The sequence below is a fragment of the Streptomyces sp. NPDC097981 genome, assembly GCF_040302565.1.
GTDB lineage: Bacteria > Actinomycetota > Actinomycetes > Streptomycetales > Streptomycetaceae > Streptomyces.
Genome location: NZ_JBEORW010000082.1, coordinates 1 through 18,343, shown reverse-complemented (window position 1 = coordinate 18,343; position 18,343 = coordinate 1). Strand labels below are relative to the sequence as shown.

Below are 18,343 nucleotides of genomic sequence, written 5' to 3'. Positions count from 1 at the left end.
CAGTACGTGCTGCGCGCGGAACTCCCGGGCATGAACCCGGAGGAGGACATCAGCACCGCCGAGCGGATCCCGCCGCGTCGCCCCGGGCGGCTCACGCCGCCCGGGGAATCATCACCCTTCCAGTCCCAGCCAGTCCGCCACGGTGGCCCACACCTTGGCGAGGTTCTCCGGCTTGGCCATGTCGTAGTGCGTGCAGGAAATGCCGGCCTCGCGGATTTCCCCGCTGACATAAGGCTTCCACGCGTCGCCCGAGGTCGCTTCCTCCCGCTCTTCCCTCTCGGCCACGATCAGCAGGGCGTCACCGTCGAAGTCCCCGTGGGAGTGCCGGTTCTGGATCTCACGGTGATTCAGCAGGACCTTGGCCAGGCTCCTGAACTCCTCGTCCGTGGTGGCACCGAGCGCGTGGCCCGCCTGGACCCGCACGAACTCGGCCACGGCGTCCAGCTGGTCCTCCGGCACGGCGGCGAGGTCGCCGACGGGTCCGGCGTCCGGGTCCGGCACCGCCGGGTTCTGGTCCATGAGGACGAGTGCCGCGACCTCCTCGCCCGCCGCCCGCAGCTGCACGGCGATCTCGTGGGCGGCGACCGCCCCGAAGGACCATCCCAGCAGGTGGTAGGGGCCGGAGGGCTGCACCCCCCGGATCAGCTCGACGTACTCCGCCGCCATCTCCCGTACGGAACGGGCTGGTTCGGTGGTCCCGTCAAGTCCGCGGTCCTGGAGTCCGTACAACGGGATGTCGTCCGGCACGCACTGGGCGAGCGGCATGTAGCACCAGCTCAGGCCGCCGGCCGGGTGGATGCCGAAGAAGGGGGGCTTGCTGCCCCCGGTCCGGATCGGCAGAAGGCCGTCGAGCGCGTCGCGCACCGACGACAGGCTCATCCGCTTCATCAGCTCGCTGACAGTCGGGGCGGCGAACACGTCGCGGACCGCGACCGACACGCCCCGTTCCCGCAGCTGTTCGACCAGTCGGACCGCCATCAGGGAGTGGCCGCCCAGCGCGAAGAAGTCCTCGTCGACGCCGACCGTTTCCACACCGAGCACCTCGGCGAACGCCTCGCAGAGGCTCCCCTCGAAGGAGGTGACTGCCCGGTTGGCGGTACCGTCCGCGGCCGTGATCCCGGGGGCCGGGAGCGCCTTGCGGTCCAGCTTGCCGTTCGGCATCAGCGGCAGCCGGTCGATCACCATCACCGCAGAAGGCACCATGTACCCGGGCATGCGGTCCTGGGCGAGGGCGCGCACCGAGCGGCCCAGCTCCCCTTCGTCGTCCTGGCCGGTGGCCGAGGACGGCACCACGTAGGCCACGAGGCGCTTGTCTCCCGGGGTGTCCTCCCGGACCACCACCACGGCCTGTCCGACCTCCGTATGGGTGGACAGGACGGCTTCGATCTCGCCCAGCTCGACACGGAACCCGCGTACCTTGACCTGATCGTCGGAACGCCCGACGTACTGCAGATCGCCGTCCGCCGTCCAGCGGACGACGTCGCCGGTGCGGTACATCCGCTCACCGTCGGCGCCGAACGGGCAGGCCACGAAACGCCCGGCCGTCAAACCCGGCCGTCCCAGGTATCCACGGGCGATGCCCTTGCCGGCGATGTACAGCTCACCGGCCACGCCCGGGGCCACCGGAACGAGTCCCTCGTCGAGCACGTACACCTGGGTGTTGCCGATCGGCCCGCCGATGGACGAGACGTCCACCGCGTCCGGTCGCAGCACCTTGGCCGTCGACCAGGTGGTGGTCTCCGTCGGCCCGTACAGGTTCGTCAGGGTCGGCGTCCGCTCCAGCAGGGTACGGGCCAGGTCGGCGGGCAGCGCCTCCGCGCCGATCAGCGCCCGCACCCGCGTCCAGTCCACGGGGTCGTCTGCGTCGGCCACGAGGCCGCGCCACAGACTCGGCGTCGCGTGCACCATGGTCGCTCCGGCGGAGCGGATCAGCTCCCGCAGCGCCCACGGGTCGAGCACCTGCTCCTGCGCAGCGAGCAGCAGCGTCGCGCCGCCCAGCAGCGGCAGGTAGAACTCGAAGCCCGCCATGTCGCAGCCGTGCGTGCTGACGGCCAGCAGGCGGTCGCCCGCGGTCAGCGGGAAGCTGTCCTGCATCGACTCCAGGAAGTTGACGATCGCCCGGTGTTCGACGAGCACGCCCTTGGGGCGTCCGGTGGATCCGGAGGTGTAGATCACCCACATGGGGTGGGCGGGCGACAGAGGGCGGGTGCGCTCGTCGTCGGCGAGTGCACCGTCCGCGTATCCGGCCAGCTCCCGGACCAGCTCGGGGTCGTCGAGCAGGACCACCGGAACTCCGGTGTCCGCCGCGGTCTGGACGTCGAACTCCTCCAGCCGGTCCCGCATGCCCTCGCCGGAGAGCACGCACACCGCGCCCGAATCGGCGATCACGTATGCGATGCGGTCGGCGGGATAGTTCGGATCGATCGGAAGGTAGGCGGCGCCAGCCTTGACCACGGCTAGCAGGGCCACGACCAGGTCGACAGTGCGCTCGAAGACGACTGCGACGACCGACTCCGGTCCCACTCCGTTCCCGGCCAGGTACCGGGCCACCCGGTTGGCCCGGGCGTCCAGCTCGGCGTAGCTCAGTTCCACGTCGCCGAAGGTGAGGGCGGGCGCGTCGGGAGTGCGCGCGACCTGGGCTTCGAACAGGGCGGCGACCGTCGTGTCCGGCACCTCGGCCGCGGTGTCGTTCCACTCGGTCAGCATGCGGTGCCGCTCGTCCTCGTCCAGGACGTCCACGGCGCTGAGCCGGGTGTCCGGGGCGGCGGCCAGGGTGGCGAGGACGCGCGTCAGGCGCCGCGCGATCCGTACGACCGACTCGGGCTCGAACAGGTCCGTCGAGGCGATGACCGTGCCGCGCAGGCCCGCGGGCGCTCCCTGGGCGTCGTGCGTTTCGACCATGCTCACGTCCAGGTCGAACTTGACCACGGACGTGCTGACGGTCGGTCCGGCCGGAGCACCGGGCGCGTCGGAGGGCGCTTCGGAGGGCGTACCGGCGTCGGTACGCCGCCCGGGCATGTCCAGCACCGCCTCGGCGGTGTTCTCCAGCAGCAGCATCACCTGGAAGAGCGGGTGGCGGGACAGCGAACGGGCCGGGGCCAGTTCCTCCACGAGCCGCTCGAACGGAACGTCCGCGTGGGCGAACGCGCCGAGTCCGGACTCCCGTACCCGCCCCAGCACCTCGCTGAAGGTCGGGTCCTGCGACAGGTCGGTGCGCAGCACGAAGGTGTTGACGAAGTACCCGACGAGGTCGTCCAGCGCCTCGTCGTTGCGTCCGGCGATGGCCGAGCCGATCGGGATGTCGGTGCCCGCTCCGAGCCGGGACAGCAGGACCGCCAGGGCCCCGTGCAGCACCATGAACATCGTCACGCCCTCGGTGCGGGCGATCTCCAGCAGCCGTGCGTGCACCTCGGCCGGGATTTCGACCGGGACGCGGTGGCCCTGGTGACCGGCCACGGCCGGACGCGCCTTGTCGGTCGGCAGCGTCAGTTCTTCCGGGATTCCGGCCAGCGCCTCGCGCCAGTAGGCGACCTGGCGGGAGATCAGGCTGTCGGGGTCCTCGCTGTCGCCCAGGACCCCGCGCTGCCAGAGCGCGTAGTCCGCGTACTGCACCGGCAGTTCGCGCCACTGCGGGGCGGCGCCCCCGGAGCGTGCGGCGTAGGCGGCGGAGAGGTCGCGGGCCAGGGGCGCCCAGGACCAGCCGTCGGTGGCGATGTGGTGGATGACCACCACGAGCACGTGGTCGTCCGGACCGGCGCTGAAAAGCCATGCGTTCACGGGCACTTGGGCCGACAGGTCGAAGGTGTAGCGCTGCGCGGCGGCAACCGCTTGCGGCAGGTCCTCCGGAGCGACCTCGGCCACGGTCAGGTCCCAGTCCAGGTCGGCCGGGTCCCACACCTGCTGGTAGGGCTCGCCGTCGGCGACCGGGAAGACGGTGCGCAGCACCTCGTGGCGTTCGAGCACGTCATGGAAGGCGGCGTTCAGTGCCTGCGCGTCCACCTCGCCGGACAGCCGGGCCGCGACGGGGATGTTGTAGGTGTGGCCCGGGCCCTCCAGCTTGTCGATGATCCACAGGCGGCGCTGACCGTAGGACAGGGGCGGCCGCTCGGGGCGCGTCGCGGCTTCCAACGGCGGCCGGGCCTCGCGCGCCCCGGCCAGGTGTTCGGCCAGGCCCGCGGCCGTGGGAGTGTCGAACAGGGCGCGGATCTCGACCTCGACGCCGAGCGTGGTCCGGATCCGGCTGACCAGGCGGACCGCGAGCAGCGAGTGGCCGCCCAGCTCGAAGAAGTCGTCGTCCGGGCCGACCGCGGGCAGTCCGAGGACCTCCGCGAAGGCCATGCACAGGATCTCTTCCTGGAGGCTGGCCGCGCGGTTGCGGCCGCCGGTGAGCGCGGAGCCGTAGTTCGGGGCGGGCAGGGCCCTGCGGTCCAGCTTCCCGTTGCCCGTCAGCGGCAGCCGGTCGAGGACCACGACGGCCGAGGGCACCATGTGCTCCGGCAGCCGCTGGCCGACGAACCTCCGTATGGCAGCGGAGAGTTCGAGGTCGTCGGCGCTCTCCGGGTCGTCGGTCACCACGTAGGCCACCAGGCGCTTGTCGCCCGCGGTGTCCTCCCGCGCGATGACCACGGACTGTTCGACCATCGGGTGCGTGGCCAGGACCGACTGGACCTCGCCCGGTTCGATCCGGAAGCCGCGGATCTTCACCTGCTCGTCGGCCCGCCCGGCGAACACAAGGAGGCCGTCCGCGTTCCAGCGCGCCAGGTCGCCGGTGCGGTACATCCGCTCGCCCGCCGCGCCGAAGGGGTCGGCGACGAACCGCTCGGCGGTCAGTCCGGGACGGCGCACGTAGCCGCGGGCCAGGCCCGCGCCGGCGACGTACAGTTCGCCCGCCGCGCCGACCGGGACCGGCTGGAGCCGGTCGTCCAGGACGTAGAAGCGGGTGTTGGCGATCGGCGTGCCCACGGGCACCACGTCGCCGGTCACCATGCCGGCGGACAGGGGCGTCGTGGCCACGCCGATGGTGGTCTCCGTCGGACCGTAGTGGTTGAAGACCCCGCGGCCCTCACCGGCCGCGAGCAGCTCGCCCACCCAGGCGGCGGAGGCCGCTTCGCCACCGAGGACCAGGGAGGTGGCCGGGAGTACGGCGCCCAGGTCTCCGGCGGATCCGAGCGCGGCCAGGTGGGAGGGCACCGCCTTGAGGTAGTCGATGCCGTGTTCGGCGAGGTAGCCGGCCACGGCGACCGGGTCGGTGACCGCGGTCTCGCCCAGGATGTGCAGTTCACCGCCGGTGGCCAGGCTCGCGAACACGACGGTGTTGCCGAGGTCGGTGGCCTGTGCCTGGAGCAGCGCGTACCGGCCGCCCGGGGTGCCGAAGCCGACCCGGCCGGGCACCGAGGACACGTAGTTGGCCAGGGAACCGTGCGTGATCGCGACGCCCTTGGGCCGGCCCGTCGAACCCGAGGTGTAGATCACGTAGGCCATGCCCCGCGGCTCCACCGGTACGCGCGGCGGCGTGGTGGGGGCGGCGGCGAGCTGCATCCGCGCCATGGCGCCGTCCAGCGCGACCAGGCGGGACTTGCCCGCGGGGAGTTCGTCCAGGATCTCCTCGGTGGTCAGCGCGAGCACGGCCCGGCTGTCGGTCAGGATGAAGGCGACCCGGTCCGTCGGCTGCTCGGGGTCGATCGGCAGGTACGCCGCACCGGCCTTCCACACGCCGAGGATCGCCGCGATCATCTCCACGCCGCGTCCGAGGCAGAGCCCCACGAGCGACTCGGCGCCGACGCCCTGCTCGATCAGATAGTGCGCGAGCCGGTTGGCGCGGGCGTCGAGTTCGGCGTACGTCACCTCCTCGCCGTCGCAGACCACCGCGACCGCCTCCGGAGTGGACGCGACCTGGGCTTCGAAGAGTTCGGCCACCGAGCCCACGGGGGCTTCCGCCGCCGTGTCGTTCCACTCCACGAGCACCTGGTGGAGTTCGTCCCGGCCGAGCACCTCGACCGTGTCCAGCGGCTGGTCCGGGCCTCCGGCCATGGCGGATTCCAGCGCGGCGACCAGGTTCTCCACCGCGGTGCGCACCAGGCGTCCCACGGAGTCCGGGTCGCCCGGGGCGACCGAGTCCACGACGAGACCCATGCTGTCGGCGTTGTCGTCCACGGCGACGGTCAGCGGGTAGTTGTTGCGGGGGCGCATGAACAGCCTGCGGATCCCCTCGATGCCCTCGTCGCGCCCCGCCTCCGCGCCCTCGGCGGACGCCGCCGGGGTGTTGTGCCGGTAGTTGAGCAGGGAGGTGAACAGCGGTGTATCGCTGGGCACTCCACTGGCGCGCTGTGCCACGGCCAGCGGCGCGTGCTCGTGTTCCAGCAGCGCCGCGAGCTGCGCGCGCATGGCGGCGACCGCGGTCATGACGCTGACTCCGCCCACCCGCACGCGGACCGGCAGGGTGTTCATAAACAGGCCCAGCGCCCGGTCGGAGCCCGCGCCGGAGTTCATCCGGCCGAAGAGCACGGTGCCGAAGACGACGTCGTCACGGCCGCTGACCGCGGCCAGCACCCGCGCCCACGCCACGTGCAGGAGCGTCGCCGGGCTGGTGCCGAGCTTGCGCGAGACCTCGCGCACCCGGGTGTCCAGCTGCTGCCCGAAGCCCAGGTGTGCCTGGCTCAGGTCGGTGCCGTCACCGTGGACGTCCTTCATCCCGAACGGGGAGGTCGGCTCGGTGACGTCACCGAGCAGCTCGGCGAAGTGCGCTTCGTGGGCGGAGCGTTCGGCGCCGCCACGCGTCTGCGCGACGAAGTCGCGGAACGGCAGCGGCTCAGGAAGTTCCGCGGCGCGTCCGCTGAGGAAGGCCTGCAGCTCGTCGAAGACGGCCGCCAGCGTGGTGTGGTCCTGGACCATGTGGTGCATGCGCAGCAGCGCCGCCCACCGGTCGCTGTTCGGAACGGCCGCCACGTGCAGGTCGACCAGCGGGGCGCGGCGCAGGTCCATGGACGTGCCGCCGATCGCCAGCAGCTGGTCCACGAGCTCCCCGCCCTGCGGATCCAGTGTGACCTCCGCGACCGGGAGTTCGGCTCGGCGCCACACGACCTGCACCGGTTCCCGCAGTCCTTCCCAGACCACGGCCGTGCGGTAGATGTCGTGCCGGTTCACCAGGTGCTGCATCGCGTTCACGAACGCGTCCAGCCGGGCCCGGGAGTCGAAGTCGAGCACGGTGGGGGCCGCGTAGGTGTCGCGTCCGCTGCCCGCCATCAGGTGGTGGAAGAGGAGGCCCTCCTGGAGCGGCGCGAGCGGGTAGACGTCGGCCACGTTGGCGGCGCCGCCCTCGACGGTCGCGACGATCCGCTCGATCTCACCGGCGTCCAGCTCCACGAGCGGCAGCATCTGCGGGGTGAGCGTGCGCGTGCCCTCGGGGATGAGGTTCGGCGGTACGGCGACCCGGTCGGCGGCGGCCGCCCTGGCGAGGCCCGCCACGGTCGGCGTCTCGAAGAGCGCCCGTACCGAGACGGAGACGCCGCGGACGCGCAGGCGTTCCACGAGCGAGACGGCCAGCAGGGAGTGTCCGCCCAGCCGGAAGAAGTCGTCGTCGACGCCGACGCTCTCCAGGCCCAGGACCTCGGCGAACACCGCGCACAGGATCTCCTCCCGCGCGTTGGTCGGACCGCCGCCCGATCCCGCCGTGTACTCCGGCGCGGGCAGCGCCCGGCGGTCCAGCTTCCCGTTCACGGTCAGCGGCAGTTCGTCCAGGGTCACGACGGCGGCCGGCACCATGTGCGACGGCAGCTGATCGGCGGCGTACGCGAGCAGGGACGCCGGCAGTGCGGCGGCCGTACCCGCGGCCGCGTCCTCGGCGGGCACGGCGTAGGCGACGAGGCGCTTGTCGCCGGGGGTGTCCTCACGGACCACGACCGCCGCCTGGCGCACCGACGCGTGGCCGGACAGCAGGGCGGCGATCTCGCCCGGCTCGATGCGGAACCCGCGGATCTTCACCTGCTCGTCGGCCCGGCCCAGGTACTCCAGTTCGCCGTCCGCGCGCCAGCGAGCGAGGTCCCCGCTGCGGTACAGGCGTTCGCCCGGCACGAAGGGGGAGGCCACGAACCGCTCGGCGGTCACGCCGGGGCGGTTCACGTAGCCGCGGGCCAGTCCGGCACCGGCGATGTACAGCTCACCGGCGACGCCGGCCGGGGCGGGCGAGAGGCTCCCGTCGAGGACGTACAGGCGGGTGTTCGCGATCGGGCGCCCGATCGGCACCGATTCGCCGACCTCCTGGCCCGCCGTCACCTCGAAGACGCAGCATCCGACGACCGTTTCGGTCGGTCCGTACTCGTTGACCACGACCGACTGCGGCGCGTGCTCCAGCCAGGTGCGGACATCGGCGCCCGTGAGGGCCTCGCCGCCGACGATCCAGCGCCGGGAGGCATCGCCGAGCTGTCCGTCGGACAGCAGGCGCGCGAGCAGCGGCAGGTGTCCGGGCACGATCTTGACCAGACCGAACTCATCGGACCGCCGGATCACCTCGGCCAGTCCCTCGGCCCCGCCGTCCCGGCTGATCACGACCGGGGAACCGGACACCAGCGGCAGGAGCAGGCTGGTGACCGTCAGGTCGAAGGCCAGCGACGAGTGCAGCGGCGCGCCGCCCCCCTCGCCCATACCGTAGGCCCGGGTCGCCCAGGTCACGTAGTTGGTCAGTCCGCCGTGGGTGACGGCGACGCCCTTGGGGCGGCCCGTCGATCCCGAGGTGTAGATCACGTACGCGGGGTGCGCGGACAGCACGGGGGGCGCTCCGTCGGTCCCGGTCAGCGCGTCCGCGGCGAGGGCCGCGAGCCCGGCCGCCACCGTGGCGTCGTCCAGGACGACCACCGGGGCAGCGCCGGAGCCCGCTTCGAATTCCGCCAGCCGCTCGCGCGTCGCCCCGTCGGTGAGCACGCACGCCACCGTGGCGTCGTCCAGCATGAACGCGATCCGCTCCGCCGGGTACTCGGGGTCGACCGGCAGGTAGGCGCCGCCGGCCTTCCAGACCGCCAGGACGGCCACGAGCACGTCCATGCCCCGCTCCAGGCACAGGCCGACCACCGCTTCGGGGCCGACGCCGAGGCCGGTCAGGTGCCGCGCCAGGCGGTTGGCCCGGGCGTCCAGCTCGCCGTACGTCAGCTCGGCGGCGTCGCCGACCACGGCGAGCGCGTCGGGAGAGGCGCTCACCCGTGCCTGGAACAGCTCCACCACGGTCTGGTCGGGGGTCTGCTCGGCGGTGTCGTTCCACTCACCGAGCACCCGGCGGCGCTCGGACTCGTCCAGTACCTCGATGGCCCGCAGCGGCCGGTCCTGGCCGCCTTCCCGTACGTCCTCCAGCACCGCGACGAGGTTCTCCACGGCCGTGCGCAGCAGGGTGCCCACCGCCAGGGAGTCGATCGGTGCCACCGCGTCCACGGCCAGCCCGATGTCCTCGCCGTCGTCGTCGACGGAGACGGTCAGCGGATAGTTGTTGCGCTCCTGCGAGAAGACCGCCCTGATCCCTGCGGTCCCGGCGGTCCGGGTCTCGTCCGCGGCCTCCTCGGCCGGACGGACGGTGTTGTGGCGGTAGTTGAAGAGCGAGGTGAACAGCGGTGTGTCACCGGGTACGGCGCTGGCCTGCTGGGCGAGTGCCAGCGGCGCGTGCTCGTGCGAGAGCAGCTCGGCGAGCTGACCGCGCATCGCGGCGACCGACGCCGCGGCATCGGACCCGGCGATCTTCACGCGCACCGGCAGCGTGTTGATGTACGGGCCCAGGGTCCGGTCGGATCCGGTACCGGCGTTCATGCGCCCGAAGAGGACGGTGCCGAAAACCACATCGTCACGGCCGCTGACCGCGGCCAGCACCCGCGCCCACGCCACGTGCATCACGGTCGCCGGGCTCGCGCCGGACCGGCGCGAGACCTCGCGGATCCGCTGCGAGAGCTCGGGGGTGAACTGCACGCGGGTCCGCACGACCCCGGCTCCGTCGCCATGGGCGTCCATCAGCCCGTACGGGGCGGTCGGCTCGGTCACGTCGCCCAGCAGTCCGGCGAAGTAGCGCTCGTGTTCCGCGCGCTCGACGCCGCCGCGGGCCTGTGCGACGAAGTCGCGGAAGGGCAGCGGCTCGGGCAGCTCGTCACCGCGGCCGGCCAGGAACGCCTCGACCTCTTCGAGCAGCACCTCCAGGGCGGTGTGGTCCTGGACAATGTGGTGCACCCGCACCAGGGCCAGCCACGCGTCACCGCCCGGCTCCGCCGCCGCGTGCACGTGGATCAGCGGCGCGCGCCGCAGGTCCACGGACGTGCCGGCCAGGGCCACCAGCTCGCTGACCGGGTCCGTACCGTCCGGGTCCAGCCGTACTTCCTCGACCGGCAGGACGGCGCGACGCCACACCACCTGCACCGGCTCGCGCAGGCCCTCCCACACGATCGCGGTGCGCAGGATGTCGTGCCGGTCCGCCACCTGGCGCAGGGCCTCGGTGAAGGCGTCCAGCCGCTCCCGGACGTCGAACCTGACCACGGTCGGCAGGACGTATGCGTCCTCGCCGCCGTCGGCGAACAGGTGGTGGAAGAGCAGACCCTCCTGGAGCGGGGCGAGGGGGTAGATGTCCGCGATGTTGGCGGCGCCGCCCTCGACGGTGGCGACGATCCGCGCCACCTCATCGGCGGTCAGGTCCACCAGCGGCAGCATCTCCGGGGTGATCTCCCGCGCACCCTCGGGGATGGCGTTCGGCGGTACCTCGACCTGCTCGGTCCCGGCCACCACGGCCAGGCCCGCCACGCTCGGGGTCTGGAACAGCGCCCGTACCGATACCGAGACCCCGCGCGTGCGCAGGACCTCCACCAGGCGCACCGCGAGCAGCGAATGGCCGCCCAGCGCGAAGAAGTCGTCGTCGACGCCGACGCTCTCCAGGCCCAGGACCTCGGCGAACCCGGCGCACAGGATCTCCTCCCGCACGCTGGAGGGACCACGGCCCGAACCCGTCGTGTACTCGGGTGCGGGCAGGGCCTTGCGGTCCAGCTTGCCGTTGACCGACAGCGGCAGCGCATCCAGCACCACCACTGCGGACGGGACCATGTACTGCGGCAGGCGCTCCGCCACCCGCGTGCGCACCGCCGTCGGCAGCTCCTCGTGGTCCGCGCCCCCGGCGGGCACGACGTAGGCGACCAGGCGCTTGTCACCCGGGGTGTCCTCGCGGGCGACCACGATGGCCTGGGCCACCTCGTCGTGTCCGGCGACGACCGACTGGACCTCGCCGAGCTCGATGCGGAAACCGCGCACCTTCACCTGCTCGTCGGCGCGGCCCAGGTACTCCACCTGCCCCTCGGTGTTCCAGCGCACCAGGTCACCGGTGCGGTAGAGGCGCTCGCCCGGGGCGCCGAAGGGGTCGGCCACGAACCGTTCGGCGGTCAGCCCGGGGCGGCTCAGGTAGCCGCGGGCCAGGCCCGCGCCCGCGATGTACAGCTCGCCCGCGACACCGGGGGGGACAGGCGCCATGCGTCCGTCCAGCACGTACACCCGGGCGTTCGAGATCGGGCGGCCGATCGGCACCGCCCCCTCGACGTCCTCGTCGGTGTACCAGGCCGTGGTGTACACGGTCGCCTCGGTCGGGCCGTAGATGTTCGCCAGCCGAACGCCCGGGAACGCGCGGCGGATGCTGCCGACCGCGTCGGCGGTGAGCGCCTCGCCCGCCAGGACCACCGTGCGCGGACGGGCGTCGGGGCCCGGTCCGCCCAGGATCTGGGCGAAGGCCGAGGGCACGCCGCTGACCAGGCTGACCTGCCAGGGGCCGCAGTCGCGGTCGGCGAGGGCGAGCAGGTCCCTTACGACCTCGACGGATCCGCCGGACACCAGGGGGCCGAGCAGCTCGAAGACCGAGACGTCGAAGTTGAACGAGGTGGACACCAGCACCCGGGCGAAGTCGGCGCCGCCGAACTCGGCGGCCGCCCAGGTCAGCAGGGCCACCACGGACCGGTGCTCGACCACCACGCCCTTGGGGCGTCCCGTGGAGCCCGAGGTGTAGATCACGTAGGCCGGGTGGGCGGGCGTCAGCGGCGCCACGCGAGCGTGCTGCGTCGGCGCGTGCGACGGCAGGCCCGCCACCACGGCTACGGTCTCGGGCGCGTCCAGCACCACGAGCTCCGGGCGTACGGACGGCAGCGCGGCGGCGGTGGCCGTGGAGGCGAGCACGACCAGGGGCGCCGCGTCGTCCAGCATGTAGGCGATGCGCTCGGCCGGGTACTCCGGGTCCACCGGCAGATAGGCGCCGCCGGCCTTCAGGACCGCGATCAGCGCGGGCACGACGTCCGCGCCGCGCTCCAGGCACACCGCGACCATCGACTCGGGTCCGACTCCGCGGCCGATCAGGTGGTGGGCCAGCCGGTTGGCCCGCGCGTCCAGTTCGGCGTACGACAGCTCCAGGCCGTCGACCACGAGGGCGAGAGCGTCGGGGGTACGGGCAACCTGCGCCTCGAAGAGGTCCGCGACCGTGACGGTGTCCGACGGCAGCTCCAGGGCGGTGCTGTTCCAGTCGACGAGCACCTGACGGCGCTCGCTCTCGGCCAGGACGTCGATGGTGTGCACCGGCGTCCGCGGATCGGCGGCGACGGCCTCCAGGACGCGCGTGAGCCGCAGCGCCATGTGCTCGACCGACGCCAGTTCGAAGAGGTCCGCCGCCGCGATGATCTCACCGCGCAGCCCGGCGGGCCGCCCCTCGGCGTCGAACGCCTCACCGACGCTGGTCTCGATGTCGAACTTGGCGGCGAGCCCGGCGGTCAGCGATTCGGGCTGGGCACCCGGGGCGCCCCCGGCCCGCACGCCCTGGAGGTCGAGTTCGGCCCCGGCGGTGTTCTGCATGGTGAGCATCACCTGGAACAGCGGGTGCCGGGAGAGGGAACGCGCCGGGGCGAGCTCCTCGACCAGCCGCTCGAACGGCACGTCCTGGTGCGCGAAGGCGTTCCAGCCGGCCTCCCGCACTCGCGCGAGCACATCGGCGAACGTCGGCTCGCCGGACAGGTCGGTGCGCATGACCAGGGTGTTGACGAAGAAGCCGACCAGGTCGTCGAGGGCGACGTCGGTACGGCCCGCGACCGTGGCGCCGATCGGGATGTCGGTGCCCGCGCCGAGCCGGGACAGCAGGACGGCCAGCGCGGCCTGGACCACCATGAACATGGTCACGTCGGACTCGCGCGCGACCTCCGTCAGGCGCGCGTGCACCTCCGCGGAGACGTTCAGCCCCACCGTGTGGCCGCGGTAGCCGGCCACTGCGGGGCGGGCGTGGTCGAAGGGGAGTTCCAGCTCGTCGGGCACACCGGCCAGCGCCTCGCGCCAGTAGGAGATCTGCCGGGAGGCGACGCTGTCCGGGTCCTGGTCGTCGCCGAGCAGCTCGCGCTGCCACAGCGCGTAGTCCGCGTACTGCACGGGCAGCGGCTCCCACGCGGGGGCCTGCCCCTCGCACCGTGCCGCGTACGCCACGGACAGGTCCCGGGCCAGCGGCTTCGTGGACCAGCCGTCGGTGGCGATGTGGTGGACCGTCACGACGAGCACGTGCTCGTCCGCGCCGGCCGAGAACAGCCAGGACCGGATGGGCACTTCGGCCGACAGGTCGAAGGCGTACGCCGAGGCCCGCGCCACCGCGCCTTCCAGCTCCCCCGGTCCCACCTCGGCCACGGACAGCTCCCAGGCCAGCTCCTCCAGCTTCAGGATGCGCTGGTACGGCTCGCCGTCGGCGACCGCGAAGACGGTGCGCAGCACTTCGTGGCGGCCGATCACGTCACGCAGCGCCGCTCCCAGCGCCTTCCCGTCCACCTCACCGGACAGCCGCAGCACGATCGGGATGTTGTAGGTGGCGCTCGGCCCCTCCAACTGGTCGATAAACCACAACCGGCGCTGCGCGAATGACAACGGAATCATCAGGAATCCTCAATGGTTACGCATCGGCCGCAACGCCGGCCTAGCTGACTTTTGACTTCCAAGCTGCTGTGCAAGCACGGAGAAACGATGCTCAGCCGACACGGAAAGGTCACGGCCGGATCGTCGTGGACCCCCGGCCGATTTATCGGACCAAATATTCGAGTATGCCGAGAGAAACTACGCGCCGGGCAGCCCAGTTGGGAATGGTCTCCATCAGGCTCTTGGCCCACATGCGGCTCGCATGTCGGTCCGGGATTCGCCGACCCGAATACCAAAGCGGCCGTGCTCCGTTCAACCGATATCACAGGAAGAACGTCACCCCTCCGAAGTCACTATGACCCAGGGTCCGCGCGGCGATCAAAGGTTCGTTCAACTGAGTCTTCGCGCCACTTGAACGCGGGAAGCCGCGGCCAGGGGGGAACCGGCCGCGGCTTCGGGTACTACAGGGCGGTCCAGCGCCCCTCCGTCATCAGGAATCCTCGCGGGGACGCATCGGGCGCAGCGCGGGCCGGGCCGCCTGCTGCTTTCCGAGTTCCGCCGCGAGGCCGGCGACCGTCGGCGCGTTCAGCAGGACCTTCAGCGGGACCTCCACGCCGAGCCGTGCCCGGACCAGGCTGACCAGCCGGACCGCGAGCAGCGAGTGGCCGCCCAGCTCGAAGAAGTCGTCGTCCATGCCCACGGCGTCGACTCCCAGCACCTGTGCGAACAGCTCGCAGAGGGTCTCTTCCTGCGGGGTGGACGGCGCCCGTCCGGCACCCGTCGCCCCGGCGTACTCCGGAGCGGGCAGGGCCTTGCGGTCCAGCTTGCCGTTCTGCGTCAGCGGCAGCCGCTCCAGCGTGACGACCGCCGCGGGAACCATGTGCTCGGGCAGCCGCTGGGCGACGAACTTGCGCAGGATTCCCGCAAGTTCGAGGTCGAACAGACTGTCGCCCTCAGCAGGGACGACGTACGCGACGAGACGGATGTCACCGGGCGTGTCCTCGCGGGCCACGACCGCGGCCTGACCCACCGACGGGTGGACCGTGAAGGCGGCCTGGACCTCGCCCGGCTCGATCCGGAAGCCCCGGACCTTCACCTGCTCGTCGGACCTTCCCAGGTACTCAAGCTGTCCGTCAACGGTCCACCGGACCTGGTCACCGGTCCGGTACATCCGGCCGCCCTGCTCGAACGGGCAGGCCACGAAGCGCTCGCCCGTCAGCCCCGGCCGCCGGACGTAACCCCGCGCGAGCTGGGCACCGGCGATGTACAGCTCGCCGATGACCCCGGGCGCCACCGGCTGCAGCGTCCCGTCCAGGACGTAGACCCGGGTGTTGGCGTTCGGCTTGCCGATCGGCACCGATTCGCCGATCTCCTGGCCCGCCGCGACCTCGAACACGGTGCATCCGACGACCGTCTCGGTCGGCCCGTACTCGTTGACCACCACCGAACGCGGCGCCCGCTCCAGCCACGAGCGGACCACGGCGCCGGTCAGCGCCTCACCACCGACGATTATCTTCCGCGCCGTAGTGGACACCTGCTCCGCCGTCAAGAGCTCGGTGAGCAGCGGCAGGTGGGCGGGGACCACCTTGGCCAGCCCGAACCCGCCGCCTGCGGCGACCAGCGCCGCCAGTCCCTCGGCGCCGCCCTCCGGGCTCACCACGACCGCCGAGCCGGACACCAGGGGCACCAGCACGCTGGTCACCGTCAGGTCGAAGGCGAGGGACGAGTGCAGGGGCGCCCCTCCCCCGTCCTGCATGCCGTAGGCCCCGCTCGCCCAGACCACGTAGTTCGTCAGGCCGCCGTGGGTGACCGCGACGCCCTTCGGACGGCCGGTGGATCCCGACGTGTAGATCACGTAGGCCAGGCCCTGCGGCGCCACGCCGACCCCGGGTGCGGTGTCCGGGCAGGCGCCGACCATGGCTGCGACCATCGGCTCGTCCAGCGCCATGGCGCGCACCCGGCCGACGGGCAGCTCGTCGAGCACCTCCTCCTCGCTCAGCAGCAGCGCGACGCCGCCGTCCGACAGCATGAACGCGATGCGGTCCGCCGGGTACTCCGGGTCGATCGGCAGATACCCCGCCCCCGCCTTCCAGACGGCCAGGATCGCGACGGTCATCTCGACGCCGCGCCGCATGCACAGGGCCACGAGGGACTCCGGGCCCACGCCCTGGCCGACGAGGTGGTGGGCCAGCCGGTTGGCCCGCGCGTCCAGTTCGGCGTACGTCACCTCGACGCCGTCGCACACCACCGCGACCGCGTCGGGCGTACGGGCCACCTGCGCCTCGAACAGTTCCGGAACCGAGGCGTCCGGCATCTCGGCCTCGGTGTCGTTCCATTCGGTGAGCACCTGGTGCCGCTCGGCCTCGCCGAGCACCCGAAGGCCGCTCAGCGGCAGGTCCGGGCCGCCGTCGAGCGCCCGCTCCAGCGCGTCCACCAGGTTCCCCGTGACGGTGCGCACGAGCCCGGCCACCATCCGCGGGTCGATCGGGGCGACCGCGTCGACGGCCAGTCCCAGCCGGTTGCCGTCGTCGTCGATGGCGACCGAGAGGGGGTAGTTGGTGCGGTCGACGACCTTCACCGTCCTGATCCCCTCCAGGTTCCGCGCCCCGGCCTCCTCCACAGCCCCGGCGGAGGCCCTGCCCGAACCCTGGGAGCCGTTGTGCCGGTAGTTGAACATCGAGGTGAACAGGGGGGTGTCTCCCTGTACGCCGCTGGCCCGCTGGGCCACCGCGAGGGGTGCGTGCTCGTGTTCCAGCAGCGCCGCGAGCTGACCACGCATCGCGGTGACCGCCGCCAGCGCACCCGTCGAGTCGAGCCGGGCCCGTACCGGAAGCATGTTCATGAACGGGCCGGCCACCCGGTCGGATCCGGCGCCGGCGTTCATCCGGCCGAACAGGACGGTGCCGAAGACCACGTCGTCACGGCCGCTGACCGCGGCCAGCACCCGCGCCCACGCCACGTGCATCACCGTCGCCGCACTGGCACCCAGGCGACGGGCGACCGCGCGCAGCCGGTCGTTCAGCTCGTCCGGGAACGCCAGCCCGGCCCGTACCACGCCCGCGCCGTCGCCCCGCGCGTCCACGAGCCCGAACGGAGCGGTCGGCTCCGTCACGTCGCCCAGCAGCTCGGCGAAGAACGACTCGTGCTCCCCGCTGCCCAGCCCGGCACGGGCCTGGGCCACGAAGTTGCGGAACGGAAGCGGGTCGGGCAGCTCGGCGCCGCGTCCGGCGAGGAACGCCTGGACCTCCTCCAGCAGCACCACCACGGCGGTGTGGTCCTGCACCATGTGGTGCGCCCGGAACAGCACCAGCCACCTGTCAGTGCCCGGCTCCGCGGCCACGTGCAGGCCGATGAGCGGTGCCCGGCCCAGGTCCATGTGCGAACCGCCCAGGGCCACCAACTCACCTACCGGGTCGGTGCCGTTCGGGTCCAGCAGGACTTCTTCGACCGGCAGGACGGCGTGTCGCCACACGACCTGCACGGGCTCGCGCAGGCCCTCCCACACGATGCCGGTGCGCAGGATGTCGTGCCTGTTCACGACCTGCTGGAGCGCGTCGGTGAAGGCGTCCAGCCGGTCGCGGGAGTCGAACTCCATGACGGTGGGCATGACGTACGCGTCCTCGCCGCCGTCGGCGAGGAGGTGGTGGAAGAGCAGACCCTCCTGGAGCGGGGCCAGCGGGTAGACGTCCGCCACGTTCGCCGCGCCGCCGTCGACGGTCGCGACGATCCGCTCCACCTCGGCGGCCGTGAGATCCACCAGCGGCAGCATCTCCGGCGTGATCTCCAGCGCACCCGCCGGGATGGCGTTCTCGGGGACCACCATCTCCCCGGTTCCGGCCACCGCGGCCAGGCCCGCCACGGTCGGCGTCTGGAACAGCGCCCGCACCGAGACCGACACGCCGTGGCCGCGCAGGATCTCGACCAGGCGGATCGCCAGCAGCGAGTGACCACCGAGTGCGAAGAAGTCGTCATCGACGCCCACGCTCTCCAGGCCCAGGACCTCAGCGAAGGCAGCGCACAGGATCTCCTCACGCACCGTGGAAGGGCCACGGCCCGAACCCGTCACGTACTCGGGAGCCGGCAGCGCCTTGCGGTCCAGCTTGCCGTTCACCGACAACGGCAGCGCCTCAAGGACCACGACCGCCGACGGAACCATGAACTCCGGCAGGCGCTGACCGGCGAACTGGCTCACCCCAGCAGCCAGTTCCTCCCCATTCACCTCCCCTGCAGGAACGACGTAGGCAACCAGGCGCTTGTCACCCGAAACGTCCTCACGCGCCACCACAGCAGCCTGCGCGACCAGCGGATGCCCGACCACGACAGCCTGGACCTCACCCGGCTCGATCCGGAAACCACGGATCTTCACCTGCTCATCGGCACGACCCAGATACTCAACCTGACCCTCCGCATCCCAACGGGCAAGGTCACCCGTGCGATACAGACGCTCACCCGCCCCGAACGGAGACGCAAC

Annotated in this window: 1 protein-coding gene and 1 pseudogene; both read right to left on the bottom strand. The window is 72.2% G+C overall.

All coding sequences use genetic code 11. The features are described from left to right. Positions 1–111: 111 nt before the first annotated feature. A pseudogene (locus ABTY04_RS38170) lies at positions 112–13,893 on the bottom strand (non-ribosomal peptide synthetase); the annotation flags it as partial. A 469-nt stretch (positions 13,894–14,362) separates the two neighbouring features. After that, on the bottom strand, positions 14,363–18,343 hold a 3,981-nt coding region (locus tag ABTY04_RS38165), incomplete at its 5' end, for an amino acid adenylation domain-containing protein (RefSeq protein WP_502996809.1).